Here is a 17,953-nt window from a genome sequence, read left to right as displayed (position 1 = left end):
CAGCGTGCTGCCGCGATGGGGACGGCCGGATCGTCGGATGCAGTAGGAAAGCTAGGAAGGCACGGCATGACCTTCGTTCCCGGCGCGCTCGACGAGCCCGTCCGATCCCGGCGCAACCACTGGAACAACCAGATCGCCACGCACGCGCAGATGCGTCCGGACGCCGTGGCGATGCGCTTCCGCGGGCAGGGCACCACGTGGAAGCAGTTCCACGACCGCTCGCTGCGCTTCGCCGACGCGCTCGCCCGGCGCGGGGTGGGCTTCGGTGATCGGGTGCTGATCCTGGCGCTGAACTACCCCGAATATCTGGAGGCCGTGCTCGGCATCAACGCGCTGGGCGCGATCGCGGTCCCGGTGAACTTCCGCCTCACCCCGCCGGAGGTGGCCTACATCGTCGCCGATTCCGGCGCCACGGCGATCGTCACCGACACCCTGTTGCAGCCGCTGGCGCTCGGCGTGGCCGCGCAGGCTCCCGGCCTGGACACCTGCGTCGTGATCGGCGGCAGCACCGGCGAGGGCGTGCTCGGCTTCGAGGACGTGCTCGCCGAGGGCGGCGAAACCCATACGCCGCGCGACATTCCGGAGGACACCCCGGCCCTGATCATGTACACCTCGGGCACCACCGGCAGCCCGAAGGGGGCCATCCTCACCCACGCCAACCTGAGCGCGCAGGCCCTCACCTGCATCCGGGCCATGGACCTCACCCCGGAGACGGTCGGCTTCTGCACCTCGCCGCTGTTCCACATCGCCGGATTGGGCAGTCTGGTCCCGTATTTCCTGCTCGGCGGCATGTTCGTGCTGCATCCGCTGGGCGCGTTCGACGCCACCGAATTCCTCGACGCCGTGGAGGCCGAGCAGGCCACGGCCGCGTTCTGCGTGCCCGCGCAGTGGCAGCTGATCTGCGAGGAGCCGACGGTCAAGCAGCGCAAGCTGGCGCTGCGGATGCTGTGCTGGGGCGCGGCCCCGGCATCGGACAGCGTGCTGAAGGCGATGGCCGACTGCTTCCCGGAGGCCCAGAACGTCGCGGTGTTCGGGCAGACCGAGATGTCGCCGATCACCTGTGTGCTGGAGGGCAAGGACGCGCTGCGCAAACTCGGCTCGGTCGGCCGGGTCATCCCCACCGTCGCCGCCCGCGTGGTGGACGACGAGATGAACGATGTCGCCCCCGGCGAGATCGGCGAGATCGTCTATCGCGGACCGACTCTCATGCGCGGCTACTGGAACAAGCCCGAGGCCACCGCGGAGGCGTTCGCCGGCGGCTGGTTCCACTCCGGCGACCTGGTGCAGCAGGACGAGGAGGGCTTCGTCTGGGTGGTCGACCGCAAGAAGGACATGATCATCTCCGGCGGCGAGAACATCTACTGTGCCGAGGTGGAGAACGTGCTGTTCGCCCATCCGAAGATCCACGAGGCGGCGGTGATCGGCCGCGCCGACGAGAAGTGGGGTGAGGTGCCGGTCGCCGTGGTGGCGCTGGTGGATCCGGCCGAGACGCTCACCCGGGCCGAGCTGGAACCGTTCCTCAACGAGAGGCTGGCCCGCTTCAAGCATCCCAAGGATCTGGTGATCGTGCCGGAACTGCCCCGCAACGCCAGCGGCAAGGTCGTCAAGGTCGAACTGCGCAAGGATTATTCATCCTGATCTCGAACCGGCGTCACCGATGATTGCGCGCGGGTGCGGCTCGAAGCGGGCCCGGCGGCGGCGGGATCGGAGGATGATCGGCGGATGGCCGATCACCTCCGCACCGCCGTTCTCGCCCTGCACTGGCAGGTGAATGTCATTCGGCCCGAAGGGTTCTTCGGGCCGATGCTGGCGGCGCCGGTCGCCGCGAGCGGGGTGCTGGAGCGGGCCGCCGCCTTCCACACCGCCGCGCAGACCGCCGGAATCCCGGTGGTGTTCACCCGTTTCACCGTTCCGGTCGGCGGCGGCGGGCTGGTGCGCAACACCGGATTCATGCGCTCGGTCGCCGCCGCGCAGACCGACTTCCGGCCGAATTCGCCCGGCGCGCAGATCGTTCCGGAGATGGCGGCGCAGGCCGCGGCCGGCGCGGTGTTCGACAATCAGAAGCTGTCCGGGCTGGCGGGCAGCGCGCTGCCGGACTGGCTGGCCGCCCGCGGCGTGGACACACTGCTGCTCACCGGGGTGGCGACGAATCTCACCGTGGAGCAGACCGCCCGGCACGGCACCGATCTCGGTTTCACCGTGCACCCGATCGCCGACTGTGTGGCCGCGGCCGCGGCCGAGATCCACGCCGCCAGCCTGGCGAACCTCGAATTGACCACGGCCGGTAGCCTTTCCGCCGGGCAGGCGCTCGCCGAGCTCACCGCCCGCTGAGCGGCTCAGATCATCTTGCGGTCGGTCAGCCAGCGCATGATCGGCCAGCCGCAGAACACCGGCAGCCAGCAGGTCAGCACCCGATAGAGCAGCACCGACGGCACCCCGATCGCGGCCGGTACGCCGAAGGCGGCCAGCCCACCGATCAGCGCCGCCTCCACCGCGCCCACGCCGCCGGGGGTCGGCGCCGCCGACGCCAGCGTGCCACCGATCATCGTCACCACGGTCACGGTGACGAAGGTGGTGTGCCCGCCGAACGCCTCGATCCCCGCCCACAGCGCGCCCGCCGCGCCGAGTGTGGTGGTGGCGCACCCGCCGACGATCATCGCCAGCCGCTGCGGCTGGGTCGCCAGCGCCCGCAGCTCGTGCACCACCTCGGTCAGCTGCGGCCGCACCTCGGTGCGCAACCAGCGCCGCACCGTCGGCACCAGGATCGCCACCCCGAGCACGCCCAGCAGCGCGCCCGCCGCGAAGTACAGCACGGTCGCACTCGGCACGAAATGCGAGAGGTTGGCCGACACCCCGGCCGCCACGCTGAACACGATCAGCAGCACCACGTGCGTGACCACCTGCACGGTCTGTTGCAGCGCCACCGCCGCGGTGGCCCGCACCGCGCCCAGCCCGCCGCGTTGCAGGAAGCGCACGCTCAGCGCGAGCCCGCCCACCCCGGCCGGGGTGGTGGTGGCCGCGAAGGTGTTGGCCACCTGCATCAGCAGCAGATTGCGGAAGTTCACCGACTCCCCAGCACAGCCCCACAGCGCCATCGCCGCGCCCACGTAGGTCAGCGCCGAGATGGTCAGCCCCACCAGCGCCCACCACCAGTTCGCGCTGCCCAGTTCGGTGAAGAAGGTCGGCACCTGGCTGATGAACGGATACGCGACGTAGACCAGCGCGAACAACAGCACCAGCTGGATGATCTGGTTGCGGGAGTAGCGGGTGATCTGCGCGGCCTCGATGCGGTCCTCGCCGGTCTGCTCCTGCACCTGGGCCCGGACGGTCTTCATCACCTCGCCGGCATCGCGCACCGAACGGCGCAGATGCCGGGGCAGGGCGGATTTCGTCAGCCGCCGCGAGGCGAGCAGCACCACCTCGTCGCCGAACACCCGCCGCGCGGTCCGCACGGCCGGCTCCGCGCCGAACAGCGCGGCGGTCGACAACAGCAATTGGGCCACGTCGGAATGGAATCGGACCGGATAGGCGCCGAATTCGGCGAGGCTGAACCCGCCGAACAACACCCGCCCGTCGGTGATCCGGATCTCCTCGGCCCGCAGATCGCCGTGCGAGATCTGGGCGCGGTGCAACTCCTGCAACGCCCGCCACACCATGGTGAGCATGCCCTGGTCACCGGGCAGGGTGGTGTCGCCGGCGCCCTCGGCGGCCAGGGTCCGGCCCTGTGGCACGGTGTGCGCGTACAGGGTCCAGGCGCGGCCGAGCGCGGCGACGGTGAGCGGTTTGGAGCTGGCCAGCCCGAGATCGCCGATGGCGATACCCAGCAGCGCCCGGTGCTCGACCGCGCGGCGCAGCGAGGCGAAGGCCGGGCTGCGTTCGCCGGCCCGGAAGGTCAGATAGCGCCGCACCTGCCGCAACATGCCGTAGCTGCGTTGATTCTGCCCATACATCTCGACGATCAGGCGCTGCCGCGGCCCGGTCTCGGCGGCCAGTTGCAGCGGTCCGGGCCCGGCCGGTCGCAGCACCGTGAACGCGGTGACCGTGTAGCCGCGCTCGGCCAGCACCCGCACCGCCGCCTCCAGCGGCACCTCCAGCGCCGGGGTGCCGACGACCAGCACGATCACCGCGCCGATGAACCAGCCCCCGGCCAGCCCGAAGATGGCTCGTGACGGCACCACCAGGCTGACGAACAGGTGCAGCGGCACGAAGGCCAGCAACAGCGCCCACCACCCGCGCCGCCACGAGGCCGGCAACCACGGGCTGGCCACGGTCAGCACCGCCGCCAGCATCGCGATCCAGCGCGGATCGTCGAGGAACTGGGCCAGGAAGGTGTCCAGCTGTTTCGGCCCGGTCCAATGCCATTGCGGCCAGGACAGGCCGCCGGTCCCGGTCAGCGACAACAGCACGATCGCGATCTGCCCGGCGGCGACATAGCCGACCAGCAGCTTGAACTGCCGGCGCAGCAACAGCCGCAACAGGATCGCGAACGGCAGCGCGCAGATCGCGATGCTGTACAGCACGTACACCAGGTTGGACTTGTCCGGCGGAAGTACGCCGAGGATGTCCGACAAGGATCGTTCCAGCGCCTCCCAGCGGGACCGGGTGATCAGCGAGCCGATGACGACCAGCGCCACCAGCAACGCCGACAGCACCACGCGCAGGATGTCGCTGGTGCGCCGGATCCGCGGCTGCAGCAGGCTGCCGGAGACGGGGATTTCCCGCCCGTCGACTCGCATGTCCAATCGGATCTTTCGGATCGAGGGAGCGGCGTCGGTCCCAGGGTCGGCTCGTTGGTGAGTATGCAGGAGTCGATCGGGCCCGCCGACGGCAACACGCCGCTGCGGCCGGGCCGCGGTGTCCAGCGCGAGGGCCGGCCGGCCGGGCGCGCCGAGCCGGGGCGGGTGGGCACGCACCGGTGCGCGTCCACCTCGCCCGCGGGCACGACAAGGTCGCCGATCGGGTCTCGCCGAAGTCATCCTCTGTTCCCTCCCGGGAGCGCCCCTCCCGGTCCGCGCCGGACGGCATCACCGTTCGGTTCCCGTGATCATATTTCGCGGCTCCCGGCCGGGAATTCGGCCGGTCGGGAAAACCCGGAGCGAGAATTCGAAACCCGTGCCACGATCACAGCGTGCGAGATGTCCGAATCTGTTTCGTGGGGGATTCGCTGGTGGCCGGTCTGGGTGACAGACAATGCCTGGGCTGGGCGGGCCGCCTCGCGGTCCGGGCGATCGGCGCCGGGCAGCCGCTGAGTTACTACAACCTGGGGGTGCGGCGGCAGACCTCCGCCGAGATCGCCGCGCGCTGGGAACCGGAATGCGCCCAACGGTTGCCGGAGGGCACCGACGCCCGCGTGGTGTTCTGTTTCGGCGTGAACGACGCGGTGCTCGAGGACGGCCGGCCCCGGGTGGACCCCGAGCAGTCGGCGGATCACCTCGGCGACATCCTGCGCAGCGCCCGGGCGCGGGGCTGGCCCGCCCTGGTGGTGGCGCCGCCGCCGAGCGCCGACGAGGAGCACAACGGCCGGGTGGCGAAGCTGGGCGAGCTGTTCGCCACGGTGTGCGAGCGGGAATCGACGCCCTGTATCCGGGTGTTCGATCCGCTGCGGCACAGCGCCACCTGGATGCGGGAGGTCACCGCGGGCGACGGATTCCATCCCAGCGCTGCCGGTTACGAGGAGTTCGCCGCCCTGATCGTGCCGCACTGGCTGCTCTGGCTGGCCGAACCAGGCCCGGAGTTGCCGATAGTGCGCTGAATCGCCCCGCTACGCTGATCTGGTCCGCCGCCCGCACCCGCGGGGCCGCGCCGACCGGGAGGCGTCATGGCTTTCACGCTCACCTCGCAGCATCCGCACGCGATCCTGCTGCGGCGGTTGTTCCTCGCAGTGGTGACCGGCAGCTTCGTCTTCCTGGTGCCGTGGGTCGCCTATCTGTCGACCAGTCTGCCCGCGCACCACGAGGTCCGGCAGTGGGACATCGCCTGGGTGGGCTTCGACTGCATCCTGATCGGCACGGTCGGCATGACCGCGCTGTTCGCCTGGCTGCGGCGGCAGATCTTCATCCCGTGGGCGATCATCACCGCGACGCTGCTGGTGTGCGACGCCTGGTTCGACATCGTGCTGGACTGGAACACCTCCGATCTGCTGATCTCGGTGCTCACCGCCGTCTTCGGCGAACTGCCGCTGGCCGCGCTGCTGTTCTACACCGCCCGCCGGCTGGTCCGGCTGTCGTTGCAAATGGCCTGGGTGCTGACCGGGCACACCGAACCCCCGCCCGCGGTCACGCAATTCCGCATGATCGACGACGACACCTGGTCGCCGCCGCACTCCGGATCACCGCAGTCCCCGCAATAACCGGATGCCCGGCACGGAGCTCGGCTCTAGCATGGCCGGGTGCGGGATTCCGAGAGATCGACCGAGAGTCCGGGCGACGCGGGGGCGGAACTGTCGGCCCGCCGCGCCGCGTCCTTCGGCGCCGTCGCCGCGGCCTACGCCGAACACCGGCCGGACTATCCGGCCGCGGCGATCCGCTGGGCACTGGCTCCCGTGAGCGAGGCCGGCCACCCCGAGGTCCTCGACCTGGGCGCCGGTACCGGCAAACTGACCGAGGGTCTGCTGGAACTGGACGCCCGGGTGACCGCGGTGGAACCGGACGCGGGCATGCGCGCCGAATTCGCGCGGCGGCTGAAGGAAACACCGATTTTCGCCGGCACCGCGGAATCGATTCCGCTGCCGGACCATTCGGTGCACGCGGTGGTGGCCGGCCAGGCGTTCCACTGGTTCGACCAGGCCCGCGCCTTCCCGGAGATCGCCCGGGTGTTGCGGCCCGGCGGAGTGTTCGCGGCCGTCTGGAACACCACGGACACCAGCGTCGACTGGGTCGCGGAGCTGGACAGCCTGTCCCGCTCGCCCGCCTCGTCGCCGGCCACCACCGCTGAGGCCCTGCCCGCGCATCCGCTGTTCGAACCGTTCGAGAGCACCGATGTGCCACACGTCCAGCGCCGCACCGCCGAATCCCTGGTCGCCACCATCGGCACCCATTCGCACACCCTGGTGATCGGCGCCCGGGAACGCGCCACCCTGCTGGCCCGCCTCACCGAATATCTGCGGGGCCGACCGGAGACCGGTACCGGCGAATTCGATATGCCCCTGCGCACCAGGATAATTCGCGCGGCGGTGCGCTGACCGCGGGATGTGCCTGCGGTGCTTGACCTTCACGTGCACGTCAATCCCTACCGTCGCGGCATGACGATCACCACCCATACGGTTCTGCTCGCTGCCCGGCCCGAGGGGCTGCCCGATCCGGCGACGTTCCGGCTCGTCGCACATCCGCTGCCGCAGCCCGGACCCGGTGAGGTCCTGATCCGCAACCTGTACATGTCCCTGGATCCGGGCATGCTGATGCTGATCGGGGCGTACCCCGGAATTCCGATGCCGCCGTACCAGGTCGGGGCGCCGCTGTCCGGCGATGCCGTGGGCGAGGTGATCGCCTCGGATCGGCCGGAGGCGCCGGTGGGTGCGCTGGTGCGGCATCGGCTCGGCTGGCGGGAGCACGCCGTCGCGGGTGCGGGGGAGGTGCAGGTGCTGGCGGCGGGGGCCTTCGACTCCCCGTCGGGGCATCTGTCCACCGGGCTGGTCGCCTATGTCGGGCTCACCGCCGTGGCCGGGATGCGTTCCGGCGACACGGTATACGTGTCGAGCGCGGCGGGGGCCGTCGGCAGCGCGGCCGGGCAACTCGCCCGGCTGCTCGGAGCCGGACGGGTCGTCGGCAGCGCCGGATCCCCGGAGAAGGTCGCTCATGCCCGCGAAAAACTGGGCTACGACGCCGTTTTCGACTATCACGACGGAGTGCTGCCGCAGTTGCGCGCGGCCGCGCCGGAGGGCGTCGACGTGTATTTCGACAACGTCGGCGGTGACCATCTGCGGGCCGCACTGGAGGTGATGAACCCGGGTGGCCGAATCGCATTGTGCGGGGCGCTGGCCCGGCAACGCGCGGGTGGCGCACCCGACAGCGGCCCCGGCGACCTGCTGCCGGTGATCGGCAAGCGGCTGACGTTGCGCGGCTTCACCGTCGGCGATCATCTCGATCGGGCCGCCGAATACGGTGCGCTGCTGCGGACCTGGCTCGCCGAGGGCGCGATCGTGCAGCACGAGACGGTGATCGACGGCCTGGCGAACGCCCCGGCGGCGCTGCTCGATCTGATCCACGGCCGGCACCTCGGGAAGACGGTGGTCCGGCTGACGCGTTGAACCCGGCGACCGGCGAAGGAGGCCGCATGCTGATCGGTGAACTGGCCGCGCGCACCGGCACCACCACCCGGGCCCTGCGCTTCTACGAGGAGCAGGGGCTGCTGACCGCCGGCCGGACCCCGGCGGGATATCGCGACTTCGAGGAGCAGGCGGTGCTGCGGGTACGCAACATCCGGGAGCTGTTGTCGATCGGCTTCACCGTCGAGGATGTGCGCGCCTTCCTGCCGTATCTGGATCAGGAAGTGCCCGAGGTGTTTCCGTACGAGCCGCGGTGTGCCACCGGCTATGCCCGGGTCGGGCCGCCTCGGGTGGCGGAACTGGACCGGCGGATCGCGGCGCTCACCGAACTACGGAACCGCCTCGTCGCGCGGATGCCGTGGCTGGCCGGTGAGGTGCCGTGCGACAGTACCGCGGCCGAACGCGCGGCCCGGCCCGCACCGGCGCTGCCACCTATCGCGACTCCAGCACCGCCATCGCCGCGTTCTGACCGCCCACGCCGCTGACCCCGCCGCCGCGCACGGTGCCCGCGCCGCAGAGGAATACGGTGTGGTGCCCGGTGCTCACACCCCAGCGGGCGGCCGGATCCGGATCGTCGTCGGCGCGACAGGGGAAGGACAGATCGCCGTGGAAGATGTGGCCGCCGGGCAGACCGACCTCCTGCTCCAGTTCCGGCGGGGTCACCGCCTCCAGGCAGGGGCGGCCGTCGGCGGCGGTGGCCAGGCAGTCGCGGATCGGTTCGGCCAGCACCGAATCCAGGGTGTCCAGCGTCGATTCCAGCAGGGCCGCTTTGGCGCCCACCGGATCGGCGTCGAAAAGTGAAGCCGGGGTGTGTAATCCGAATAGGGTGAGGGTGTGCAGGCCCTGTGCGATGGGTTCCGGGCCCAGGATCGACGGGTCGGTCAGGGTGTGGCAGTAGATCTCCGAGGGCGGGGCCGACGGCAGCTGCCCGGCGGCGGCCTCCCGATAGGCGCGTTCCAGCGCGTCGTAACCCTCGGCGATGTGGAAGGTACCGGCGAAGGCGTCGCGGGGATCGACGGCGTCGCGCAGCCGCGGTAGTCGCCGCAGCAGCATGTTCACCTTCAGTTGCGCGCCTTCGGGTTTCGGCGGCGCCGGGGTGCCGAGCAGGTGTGCCAGCCGGTACGGCGCCGCGTTGACCAGGACGTGCCGGGCGCCGACCGCGCCACCGGTGAACCGGACCTCGGCGTCGCGCGCACCGGGATGGATCGCCTCGACGGTGCGGCCGGTGACCAGTTCGGCGCCGGCGGTGCGGGCCGCCGCCGCCAGCGCGTCGGTGAGCGCGCCCATGCCGCCGATCGGCACGTCCCAATCGCCGGTGCCGCCGCCGATGACGTGGTACAGGAAGCAGCGGTTCTGCCGCAGCGCCGGGTCGTGGGCGTGGGTGAAGGTGCCGATCAGCGCGTCGGTGAGCACCACGCCGCGGACGGTGTCGTCGGCGAATTCGGCCTCGACGATCTCGCCCAGGGGCCGTTCGAACACCGCCTCCCACATCGCCGGATCGTCCACCAGCCGATACAGGTCCGCGCGGGACGGCAGCGGCTGGGTCAGGGTGGGGAACACTCGTTGCGCGAGGCGGGCCGTGGCGCCGTAGAACCGTTGCCAGGCGTCGTATTCCGCGTCGGAACCGGTGAGCCGGCGGAAGCCGTCGCGGGTGCGGTCCGGGTCGCCGGTGTCCACCAGCAGACCGCCCGCGCCGACCGGGGTGTAGGAGGAGATCCGCCGCCGCCGGGTGGCGAAGTTCAGGCCGAGATCGCGCACGATCCGGTCCGGCAGCAGGCTCACCAGATAGGAGTAGCGCGACAGCCGGGCATCGATGCCGGGGAAGACGCGCTCGGACACCGCCGCGCCGCCGAGGTGCGCATGCTGTTCGAGCACCAGCACCGTGAGCCCGGCCTTCGCCAGATAGCCCGCCGCGACCAGCCCGTTGTGGCCGCCGCCGACGATCACCACGTCGTAGGAGGAACGCATCTGCTCTGAATATCACGGTGTCCGCCGGTGGGCGCCGCCATGGTGAGGAGTGTCGGGGAAATATATGTGCCCGCTGTGAAACTGTCAGCTTGCTTCGGATCGGATCGGAATTCGTTGAAGGGGATGGGATTCCGGTATTCGACTGCCTAATGTTCGGTGACAGCGGGGCACACCGCCCCGCCGAACGGACAATAGAAAGTGCAATCGACTGTGCGAACTAAATACGCGGCTGCCCGGTTCGGTGCCGGAGTGATGCTCGCCGGGGCCACGCTGCTGCTCGCGGGGTGCGGCAGCGACCACGGCTCGAGCACCACGACGAGCACCGGCGCCGGCAGCAGTACCCAGCAGCGCCCCGGTGGCCGGGACGACGGCGCCATGAGCGCATTCCGCGCCTGCGCGGCCGAGCAGGGCGTGACCCTGCCCGAGCGTCCGGCCGGTCACCAGGGCCAACACGACGGCACCCCGCCGACCGACCGTCCGGCGCCGCCGTCCGGCGCGCCCGCCGGACCGCCGCCGTCGGGGGCGGCCGCACCGTCCGGCGTGCCGCATTTCCCGGGCCTCACCGCGGAACAGGAGCAGGCGCTCCAGCCCTGCATGACATTGTTGCCACAGCGGCCGAAATAAGCGGCCGGAAATCGTTGCCATTGCTGTCGACCGGCCGGGTGATGCGGGAATTCCCGTACCGCCCGGCCTTTTCCGTCCGGTCGTGATGTCCGCGGTTCAGTGCGATTTCCGGGCCTGGAGATATATCTGCGGACACCTTTCCGCCGGCAGCGGTTCCCGGATCAGGCGGGCCTCGGCGGCGATTCCGCACGGCCGCAGCAATTCCTCGATCCGGCGCGCCGACCAGCGGAATCCGGGCGTCACCCGATGGTCGTACGGCTGCACGTCGTGCGGCGCGTCGGCGGCGAAGAAGCCCAGCAGCAGCGGGGCGCCGGGCCGCAGCACCCGCCCGAACTCGGCGAACACCTCCGGCAGCGACTGCGGCGGGGTGTGAATGATGCTGTACCAGGCGACGATTCCGCCCAGCGAGCCGTCGGCGACCGCGAGCCGCTGCATCGGCCCCACCTCGAACCGCAGCGTCGGATGCGCCACCCGGGCCAGCCGGATCATCTCCGGCGACAGGTCGACCCCGAACACGTCCAGCCCCAGCCCGTGCAGATGACCGGTGAGCCGCCCCGGCCCGCACCCGAGATCGGCCACCGGTCCGGCGCCCGCCGACTCCGCGAACGCGGCGAGCATCGCCCGATCGAACGGCTTGGTGTCCAACTCTGTCGCGAACAGCTCGGCGTAGTGCTGCGCGACCTCGTCGTATGCCTGCTGCGTGGGCAGCAGCTCACTGGAATCCTTCATCGCCGAGCAGTGTAGGTACACCCCCCGACAGCGCCGCCCGGTCGCGCGTCCGGCCTATGCTGGGACCCGGCATCGGACGGCGACCAGGCGGAGGCGCGGGTGGAACAACTGGATTCCCGGCACGTCTACCGCAACCCCTGGATGGATGTCCGGGAGGACACCATCCGCCGCGCCGACGGCAGCACCGGCATCTACGGCGTGGTGCACCGATCCGATTTCGCCCTGGTGATACCGCTGGAGGGCACCCGGCTGCACCTGGTCGAGCAGTACCGATATCCGGTCCGGCAGCGCTGCTGGGAATTTCCCGCCGGCACCCTGCCCGGCCGGGAGCACGGCGAACCGATCGAACTGGCCCGCCGCGAACTGCGCGAGGAGACCGGCCTGCGCGCCGGCACGCTCACCTACCTGGGCCGTCTCGACGCCGCCCCGGCCACCCTGGACCAGCGCGGCAGCGTCTATCTGGCCACCGACCTGACCGCCGGTGCGCCCGAACGCGAACCGGAGGAACAGGACATGTGCTCGGCCTGGTTCGAGCGCGCCGAGGTCGAGACGATGATCCGCGACGGCGTGATCACCGATGCGCACACCATCGCCGCCTACCTGCTGCTCCTGCTGCGGGAACGTCACTAGTCGACTCCGGGATCGGCCGGCACGCACTATATTTCGGCCCTGCCGCAGCCTCGGCCGATTCGGCCGCGCCGGGTGTTTCTCGGCCTCGCGGCGAGCTGTGACCGATACGACCGGGCCGGAGAGTGTTTCCGGTCCCGCCGCGGGCCTTCCGAGCCGGTCGAGGTCAGCCCGCCGTCTGTTCCGGCTCGTCGCCGGGAAATACGAAGGCCGGTACCCCGTGCGGTTTCGCCCGCGCCAGCACCACCGGCGGCCGCTGCCCGAGGCGGGCCGTCAGCCGGAATCCGTTGCGGTCGTCGCTGGTGTCCTGTGGTTCGAAGGCGATGTGCGCGAAGCCCGCATCGGCACCGGTCGTCGCGGCCAACCGATCCAGTTCGGCGGTGACCGCGGCCCACTCCGGCGCCGGCACGTACTGCCGCATCACCGAATGCCACACCACCGTCAGCACACCCGGAATCGGCTCGATCCCGGCCAGGAAGTCCGCGGCGCCGATCCGGATGACCTCGGCGGGAACCTGCGCGGCCACCCGCAGCGCGCCGTCCAGCCGTGCGAATCGCTCCACCTGGTCCGGCCAGACATAGGCGCGCAGCGCGAGCGCGTCACGGGCGGGATCCAGCGGGGTGGGATCGCAGCCCCGGCGCTCGACGACCGTGACCCGCGGGTGGCGATGCACGGCCCCGGCCAGCCAGTCCGGCACCGGGCCCTGCCAGGCGTCCGGCACGGTCACCGGTGAACCCTCCGGCCCCCACGCGAGATCGCCCGCGAGCCAACGGAAATGGTCGGCCCGCAGATTGAGCCCGGCACTGCTGCCCAACTCCAGCAGCCGGATCGGCAACGGGGTGGTGTCGACCGCAGCGAGCAGTCCGGCCAGCAGTGGCACCGCCCGGCCCACCTCGTTGGTCTGCGGCGGCCGGGTCAGCCAGTTCCGGATCCACTCGGCGCGGGTCGCGACGATGTCACGAAAGGCCTTCCACGCCAGTGGTTCCGAACCGGGCTCGGCCCGTCCGCCCGCGCTCGGATAGTAGGCGGCGAGTTCCGGCGCCGCTCCGGACAGCGCCAGCGCGTGCACCGCGGCCAGCAGCCGCAGCGGTACGGCGGCCGCCAGCTCCGCCTGTTCGTATCCGGTGAGGACGGTGGCGCACGGGCCACCGTCGCGGATGTCGCCGATCATCGCGCGCAGCAGGGCGGCGTACAGCGGTGACCCGAGTCGTTCACAGGCGCGGGCCTGCAGGTCGAACTGTCTGTCGAGGTCCATACCTGTACTCTCCCGCGTCCGCTCCGGCGTAATCAATGTTGATTATCATCAACCCATGGCGGAGCAGTGGCTGGATTCGGTGGCCGCCGCGCAGCGGCTCGGGGTGCGACCGGCGACCCTGTACGCCTACGTCAGCCGTGGCGTGCTGCGCCGCCACTACGATCCACAGCGTCGCCGCAGCCTGTTCGATCCGGCCGACATCGAACGACTCGCCCGCCGCGGCCGCCCCCGCCGCCGCCCGGCCCCCACCGAGATCGTCGTCGAATCGCGGATCACCGAACTCGGCGCGGACCGCCCGTACTACCGCGGCCTGGACGCCCTCGAACTGGCGGACACGGCCCGCTTCGAGGAGGTCGCCGAATGGCTGTGGACCGGTGACCGCCGCGACACCGGCCCCTGGACCGCGCGTCCCGCCGGACTCACCGCGGCCCGGCTCGCCCAGCGCCATCTTCCCGGCGACACACCGGCGTTCGACCGCCTGCCGATCATCGTGTCCACCCTGGCGATCGGCGATCCGCTGCGGACCGGCCGCGACGCCGCCGCGGTCACCGAACTGGCCCGCAGCCTGATCGCGGGCCTGGTCCAGGCCCTGCCGCCGCGATCGGAACCGGCCGGAGATTCGATCGCCGCCCTGCTGCGGTCGCGCCTCACCCCTGATCCGCCCGGTCACGGCCTCGATCCGGCCCTGCTCGACACCGCCCTGATCCTGCTCGCCGACCACGAACTGGCCGCCTCCACCTTCGCCGCGCGCGTGGCCGCGTCGGTGTCGGCCGACCCGTACGCGGTGGTCGCAGCCGGACTGGGCGTGGTCGGCGGCGCGATGCACGGCGGCGCCTCGCTGGCCGCCGAACGCCTGCTCGCCGCCGCCGACACCCCCGGCGCCGCCGTGCACCTCGTCGCCGACCGGCTGCGCCGCCGCGATCACATCCCCGGCTTCGGACACGCGGTCTACACCGTCGACGCCCGCGGTACCCAGCTGCTGGACCGGATCCGGGCGCTGTACCCGGACCATCCGAAAGTGGCGGTCGCCGAGGCGATCCGGACCGAACTGCGGATCCGGCGGCGGCCCGCGGCCAATGTCGACCTCGGCCTGGCCCTGCTCGGCGCGGTCCACGACCTGCCGCCCGGCTCCGGCGAAACCGTCTTCGCCGTCGCCCGCACCGCCGGCTGGCTCGCACACGCCCTGGAGGAGTACACCACCGGCACCCGCATCCGCCCGCGCGCGATCACCTCGGGCGGACAGCGACGGGACGCATAGTCACCGCCGCCAGAACAGGTGATGCGTCACGCCGCTCGGGCTCGGCACGACCTCCAGGTGGAACCGGTCGAGCAACTCGTCGGGTGATGTCCACAGCTGAAGTCCCGACCCCAGCCGAATCGGCGAGACCGCCACGTGCAGCGCGTCGACGAGATCGGCATCGAGGAACTGCCGGACGGTGGTCACCCCGCCGCCGAGCCGGACGTCCTTGCCCTGCGCCGCTTCCCGAGCCTGCGCGAGCACCGTCGCCGGATCACCGTCGACGAAGTGGAATGTGGTGTCGGACAGTGTGAACGACGGACGCAGATGGTGGGTCATGACGAACACCGGTGTGCGGAAGGGCGGTTCGTCACCCCACCAGCCCCGCCACTCGTAGTCCTCCCACGGCCCGCGCTGCGGCCCGAACTTGTTGCGCCCCATGATCTCGGCGCCGATGTTCAAGAGGAAGACGCGGGTGAAGTAGTCGTCGAGGCCCCGGCTCCCACCGGGATCCGTGCGATTGGGCCAACTCGCCGTGGCCCCGGCCCAGGAGAACAGCCGCTCGGGATTGTCGAACCCGAACGGCCGTTCCCGGCTCTGCTGCTCGCCGGCGGCGACCCCGTCACTCGAGACACAGAAATTCATGACCTTCAGCAACTGCTCCACCACGTGTGCTCCCATCGGATCCGGTCGTCCTCGCGCGGCAAACGCCGCACACCCTCTCCTCGAACGCGAGGCGACCGAATCGACAGCTACCCACAACTTTTTTCGACGTGTGCCGGTGAGCGGCCCGAACGGACGATGTGGTCGACCTCGGCGACGGTCGGTCCGACGCAGCTTCCCCGGTCGGGGCGCCGGGAGTGCTGCCCCGGACGATCGAGGGGATCCGCCGCGTGTCACTATCGCTCGCGATCAGCGGCTTTCGAGGCAGCGGCAGGCGCGGAAACCGACCGGGCGGACCGGCGTTCTCCCGGCGGCCCGGATTCGGCCAGCCCCGCCAGCGCGGCCGGTAGCGGTCCCCGATGCAGGACGCCCAGGCGCTGGGTGGCGCGGGTGAGGGCGACGTACAGTTCGGCCGCACCGCGCGGTCCGTCGGCGAGGATCCGATCCGGATCCACCACCAGCACGGCGTCGAATTCCAGACCCTTGGTCTGCGAGGCGGGTACCGTGCCCGGCACGCCGGGCGGGCCGATGACGATGCAGGTGCCCGGCCGATCCGCCTCGTCCCGCACGAATTCCTCGATGGCAGCGGGTAATTCGTCGTCGGAGACCCGGCGGGACCAGGGCGGGACGCCGCACGAGCGCACCGAGTCCGGCGGCCGGATCGCGGGTGCGAACTCGGCCAGCACCGCCGCGGCCAACGCCATGATCTCCGCCGGGGTGCGGTAGTTCACCGTCAGCGACCGGTACTCCCAGCGGCCCGGGACGTACGGCGCCAGCATGGCGTCCCAGGAGGTGGCCCCGGCCGGTGATCGCCGCTGCGCGAGATCGCCGACCACCGTGAAGGAATGGTTCGGGCAGCGCCGCATCAGCACGCGCCAGTCCATCTCGGACAGTTCCTGGGCCTCGTCCACCACCACGTGCCGATAGGTCCAATCCCGGTCCGCCGCGGCGCGTTCGGCCAGTTCCCGGGTGTCGCGCTCCAGGAAGCGTTCGGCCAGATCCTCGGCGTAGAGCAGATCGGTTGCGAACAGATGGTCCTCGTCGTCCATCATGTCCTCGCGTGTGACCATCAGGTCCAGCACGCCCGCGGCGTAGGCGGCTTCGGCCTGGGCCTGCCGTTCGGCCGACCGGTCCGCCGGTCCTGCCGGGCCGAGCAGATCGACCAGTTCGTCGAGCAGCGGCACATCCGACACCGTCCAGGCGTCGCCGGTGGCACGCAGCAACGCCGGATCGCCGCCCGCCGCGCGCAACCGCTCGGGGCAGGAGAACAGCTCGGCCAGCAGCGTCCGCGGGGTCAGGATCGGCCAGAGTTCGTCGAGCACCGCCGTGTACGCCTCGTCGGCGTCGAGTTCCGCACGCAGATCGGCGCGCATCCGTTCCCAGTCCTCACGATCGTCCCGGGTCAGCCAGCCCCGGCCGACGCGCGCGATGGTCCGCTCGGTGAGCACATAGGCGATGATGTCGGCGAACACGGTGCGAGCCTCGTTGTGCGGCAGCCCGCTCGCCCGCGCCTCCTCCCGGGCCCAGGTCACCACGTCGGCATCGATGCGGGCCGGGACGTCGGACAACTCGATCGTCACCGGCTGCCGCGGTAGTCGCTGCCGATCGGCGACGGCGGCGGCGAGCACCTCCAGCATCCGCAGCGAACCCTTCAGTCGCGCGGCCGCCTCGGTGTCCTCGGCGGTGACGTGCAGACCCGGCACCAGATCGCCGGTGGTCGTGAACACCACATTGGATTCGCCCAGCGACGGCAGGACCCGGCCGATGTGGTGCAGGAAGGCCGGATTCGGCCCGACCACCAGCACCCCGTCGCGTTCCATCCGCTCCCGCTGGGTGTAGAGCAGGTAGGCGACGCGATGCAGCGCCACCACGGTCTTGCCGGTGCCCGGACCGCCCTCGATCACCAGCACGCCCGCATGGTCCAGCCGGATGATCTCGTCCTGTTCCGCCTGGATGGTGGCGACGATGTCGCGCATACCCTCGCCGCGCGGCGCGTTCACCGCCGCGAGCAGGGCCGCGTCACCGCGTGCGGCGCCGTCCGGATGCCCGAACACCTCGTCGGTGAAATCCGTCACCCGGCGGCCCCGCGAATGGAACTGCCGGCGTCGCCGCATCCCCTCCGGGGTGGCGGCGGTGGCCACGTAGAACGGGCGCGCCGCGGGAGCCCGCCAATCCAGCAACAGCGGCTCGAACTCGTTCGCCTCGTCGAACAGCCCGATCCGGCCGATGTAGGACGGCTCGCCCGCGACGGTGTCCAACCGGCCGAAGCACAGCCCGTTGTCCGCCACGTCCAGCCGCTTCACCTCGCGGGCCAGCGCCCGGACCTCGGCATCCCGATCCACCAGCGCCCCGTCGTTCGAGCGCAGCGCCGCCCGGTACCGCCGGTTCGCCTGCGCGCGCTCGGCATCGAGCCGGAGGTACAAGCCGCCGACGTAGTCCCGCTCCGAGCGCAGCTCGTCTCGATACAGGCGCGGCTCGTCTCGATACAGGCGCGGCTCGTCTCGATACAGGCGCGACTCGTCCTGATACGGGCGCAGTTCGTCTTGGTCGTCGTGCACCGACATACCCCTCCCACATCCACTGGTTC

At 71.1% G+C, this 17,953-nt stretch carries 16 protein-coding genes; 10 read left to right on the top strand and 6 right to left on the bottom strand.

From position 1 onward, the window contains the following. The first annotated feature begins 66 nt into the window (after window positions 1-66). Together fadD5 and LBW94_RS29065 are read left to right on the top strand one after the other, a co-directional pair. On the top strand, window positions 67-1,638 hold the full coding sequence (gene fadD5 / locus LBW94_RS29070) for a fatty-acid--CoA ligase FadD5 (protein WP_225058270.1): 1,572 nt from the start codon (window positions 67-69) through the stop codon (window positions 1,636-1,638). Between the two features lie 84 nt (window positions 1,639-1,722). After that, the gene (locus LBW94_RS29065; RefSeq protein WP_225058271.1) at window positions 1,723-2,331 is read left to right on the top strand and encodes a cysteine hydrolase; all 609 of its coding nucleotides are present in this window, start codon (window positions 1,723-1,725) and stop codon (window positions 2,329-2,331) included. A gap of 5 nt (window positions 2,332-2,336) precedes the next feature. Here the strand turns inward: LBW94_RS29065 and LBW94_RS29060 are convergent, their stop codons facing one another. Then, on the bottom strand, window positions 2,337-4,736 hold the full coding sequence (locus LBW94_RS29060) for a lysylphosphatidylglycerol synthase transmembrane domain-containing protein (RefSeq protein WP_225058272.1): 2,400 nt from the start codon (window positions 4,734-4,736) through the stop codon (window positions 2,337-2,339). 392 nt (window positions 4,737-5,128) lie between these two features. On the opposite strand from LBW94_RS29060, the gene LBW94_RS29055 reads away from it, so the two are divergent. From LBW94_RS29055 to LBW94_RS29035, 5 genes are all read left to right on the top strand, one after another. Next, entirely contained in the window at window positions 5,129-5,752 is a 624-nt protein-coding gene (locus LBW94_RS29055; RefSeq protein ID WP_225058273.1) for a GDSL-type esterase/lipase family protein, read from the top strand. 66 nt (window positions 5,753-5,818) lie between these two features. Beyond that, on the top strand, window positions 5,819-6,349 hold the full coding sequence (locus LBW94_RS29050) for a hypothetical protein (protein ID WP_225058274.1): 531 nt from the start codon (window positions 5,819-5,821) through the stop codon (window positions 6,347-6,349). Between the two features lie 39 nt (window positions 6,350-6,388). Next, entirely contained in the window at window positions 6,389-7,180 is a 792-nt protein-coding gene (locus LBW94_RS29045; RefSeq protein ID WP_225058275.1) for a class I SAM-dependent methyltransferase, read from the top strand. 60 nt (window positions 7,181-7,240) lie between these two features. Further along, complete coding sequence (locus LBW94_RS29040) at window positions 7,241-8,245, top strand: NADP-dependent oxidoreductase (protein WP_225058276.1); 1,005 nt, start codon at window positions 7,241-7,243, stop codon at window positions 8,243-8,245. A gap of 26 nt (window positions 8,246-8,271) precedes the next feature. After that, window positions 8,272-8,748 (top strand): MerR family transcriptional regulator, encoded by a 477-nt coding sequence (locus LBW94_RS29035; RefSeq protein ID WP_225058277.1) that lies wholly within the window; start codon window positions 8,272-8,274, stop codon window positions 8,746-8,748. On the opposite strand, the gene LBW94_RS29030 is transcribed toward LBW94_RS29035, so the two are convergent. Then, the gene (locus LBW94_RS29030; protein ID WP_225058278.1) at window positions 8,696-10,231 is read right to left on the bottom strand and encodes a phytoene desaturase family protein; all 1,536 of its coding nucleotides are present in this window, start codon (window positions 10,229-10,231) and stop codon (window positions 8,696-8,698) included. The two genes, LBW94_RS29035 and LBW94_RS29030, sit on opposite strands and share 53 nt — an antisense overlap. Before the next feature lie 210 nt (window positions 10,232-10,441). Between LBW94_RS29030 and LBW94_RS29025 the strand changes: the two genes are divergently transcribed. Next, window positions 10,442-10,855: a hypothetical protein gene (locus LBW94_RS29025; RefSeq protein WP_225058279.1), complete on the top strand. Its 414-nt coding sequence runs from the start codon at window positions 10,442-10,444 to the stop codon at window positions 10,853-10,855. 96 nt (window positions 10,856-10,951) lie between these two features. Here LBW94_RS29025 and LBW94_RS29020 read toward each other — a convergent pair whose 3' ends face one another. After that, window positions 10,952-11,584 (bottom strand): class I SAM-dependent methyltransferase, encoded by a 633-nt coding sequence (locus LBW94_RS29020; protein WP_225058280.1) that lies wholly within the window; start codon window positions 11,582-11,584, stop codon window positions 10,952-10,954. Window positions 11,585-11,725: 141 nt separating this feature from the next. Between LBW94_RS29020 and LBW94_RS29015 the strand changes: the two genes are divergently transcribed. Continuing rightward, entirely contained in the window at window positions 11,726-12,214 is a 489-nt protein-coding gene (locus LBW94_RS29015; protein WP_225058324.1) for an NUDIX domain-containing protein, read from the top strand. Between the two features lie 163 nt (window positions 12,215-12,377). Here LBW94_RS29015 and LBW94_RS29010 read toward each other — a convergent pair whose 3' ends face one another. Continuing rightward, window positions 12,378-13,466 carry a DUF2332 domain-containing protein gene (locus LBW94_RS29010; RefSeq protein ID WP_225058281.1) on the bottom strand — a complete coding sequence of 363 codons (1,089 nt, stop codon included), beginning with the start codon at window positions 13,464-13,466 and terminating at the stop codon, window positions 12,378-12,380. Between the two features lie 55 nt (window positions 13,467-13,521). Between LBW94_RS29010 and LBW94_RS29005 the strand changes: the two genes are divergently transcribed. Next, complete coding sequence (locus LBW94_RS29005) at window positions 13,522-14,724, top strand: citrate/2-methylcitrate synthase (RefSeq protein ID WP_225058282.1); 1,203 nt, start codon at window positions 13,522-13,524, stop codon at window positions 14,722-14,724. On the opposite strand, the gene LBW94_RS29000 is transcribed toward LBW94_RS29005, so the two are convergent. Together LBW94_RS29000 and helR are read right to left on the bottom strand one after the other, a co-directional pair. Next, on the bottom strand, window positions 14,725-15,369 hold the full coding sequence (locus tag LBW94_RS29000) for a dihydrofolate reductase family protein (RefSeq protein ID WP_225058325.1): 645 nt from the start codon (window positions 15,367-15,369) through the stop codon (window positions 14,725-14,727). Between the two features lie 233 nt (window positions 15,370-15,602). Further along, window positions 15,603-17,855, bottom strand: coding sequence for an RNA polymerase recycling motor ATPase HelR (gene helR, locus LBW94_RS28995; protein WP_225058326.1), 2,253 nt, complete (start codon window positions 17,853-17,855; stop codon window positions 15,603-15,605). Window positions 17,856-17,953 lie beyond the last annotated feature (98 nt).

Origin of the sequence: Nocardia sp. alder85J (assembly GCF_020176955.2) — a bacterium.
Classification (GTDB): domain Bacteria; phylum Actinomycetota; class Actinomycetes; order Mycobacteriales; family Mycobacteriaceae; genus Nocardia.
The sequence above is the reverse complement of the archived record's forward strand: the minus strand, read 5'-3'. Positions and strand labels throughout refer to the sequence as shown.